Raw genomic sequence first — 1,689 nt, 5'->3', positions numbered from 1 at the left:
ACCTGCTTTAAACAGCGGCCCTTCTTGCAGTTGGATACTGCTTTGAATTTCGGTAGCTTTCGCCTCCATTGCCACGCTGAGCATGGCTTCATCCGTTATATCCCTAAAGTCCAGCACGTCCAGCTGATACAGCTCGCCTTCCTGTATTCCACGGTTCCATGCTTTATAGCCTTGCGCGGTCTTGCTGAACACCATTCGCAAAGCATCATGATGCTTTGTCAGCTTGCCAAGCGCCTGACGCAGAGCCGACTCGTCAAACCCCTGCTCCCGGTGCAGCATAACCGCCTGATTAAAGTGATGCACGTCTACTTGCTCCTGCGCAAAGAACTCGTGCTGGATCGGAAGCAACGCCGTTTCTCCGCTTACTTCTCCCTGATCTGCCCTACGACTGGCCTCATGCATATGCGATGCCAGGGTTGCGACGATGGGATAGCGGAACAAATCCTTCATGTCCAGCTTGTAGCCGGCCTGGAATGCACGCGATACGATTTGAATCGCCTTGATCGAATCGCCACCCAGATCAAAGAAATTGTCCAACATACCGACGGTTGGCACACCCAGGACGGACTGCCAGACCGCTACAAGCGCTCGTTCCGGTGCAGTGCGTGGCGCTACATAATCCGCACCGCTGTGCAGATTGCCTTCCGGTGCTGGCAGGGACTTGCGGTCGATTTTACCGTTCGGTGTCAGCGGCATCTGCTCCAACCAGATGAAATACGACGGCATCATATAGCTTGGCAGTTCTTGTCCCAGCTCATGTCTCAGCTCACCGGCTCCCAGTTCTTGACTCGCCACATAGTACGCCACGAGCTGTGTTTGACCCGTTTCGTCCCCACGAGCCATGATGACCGCTTCTTGTACCGACTCCACCTGCAACAGCTGCGATTCGATCTCGCCCAGTTCGATTCGGTAGCCCCGAATTTTCACCTGATGGTCCATCCGCCCCAAATATTCAATGTTGCCGTCCGGCGTCCATCTCGCCAAATCGCCTGTATGGTACATCCGCTCATGGCCTGCCTTACCCCCAGCAAACGGATTAATCACAAATTTCTCGGCCGTCAGTTCTTCACGTTTCCAATACCCACGGGCCAATCCTTCCCCGGCAATACATAACTCGCCCGGCACACCGACGGGCTGCAATTCTCCACTCGCATTCATGATATAGATTTGGGTATTCGCAATAGGACGTCCAATATTAATATGCTGAGCATGGGTCAGTTCCTGCACGGCCGACCACACCGTCGTTTCTGTAGGTCCGTACATGTTATAAATACGGGGACCGTCTATCTCTTGCAGTGCTGCGAGCAGCTTGGACGGAAGAGCTTCGCCCCCAACCATAATTGCCTTCACGCTTTGCAGCACGCGCGAGCCTGCTTCATGACCCAACAGCATTTGTAACCGGGATGGGGTCATTTGCAACATCTCAATCGAATGTTGAGTAATCAACTCACCCAGCGCCTGAGGATTCACCTGATGCTGGCTGTCGCCAAGCACAACCGTCATTCCACCCAACAGGGGGAGAATGGTTTCCAATACGAAAATATCGAATGAAATGGTCGTCAGTGACAACATGGTTTGGCTCGCTTCAAAATCAATGACTTCGCGCATCCCAGTAATAAAGTTGAGGACCGAGCGATGCTGGAGCATAACTCCTTTCGGATTTCCAGTCGAACCCGACGTATAGATGAC

The 1,689-nt window shown here is 53.1% G+C and carries 1 protein-coding gene; it reads right to left on the bottom strand.

Translation table 11 applies throughout. The annotated features are described in order from the left end of the window. Positions 1–1,689: non-ribosomal peptide synthetase (locus tag G9G53_RS25555; protein ID WP_165150869.1), on the bottom strand; the 1,689-nt coding region annotated here is incomplete at both ends.

The organism is Paenibacillus sp. EKM206P, assembly GCF_011066155.1.
Classification (GTDB): domain Bacteria; phylum Bacillota; class Bacilli; order Paenibacillales; family Paenibacillaceae; genus Paenibacillus; species Paenibacillus polymyxa_D.
The sequence above is the reverse complement of the archived record's forward strand: the minus strand, read 5'-3'. Positions and strand labels throughout refer to the sequence as shown.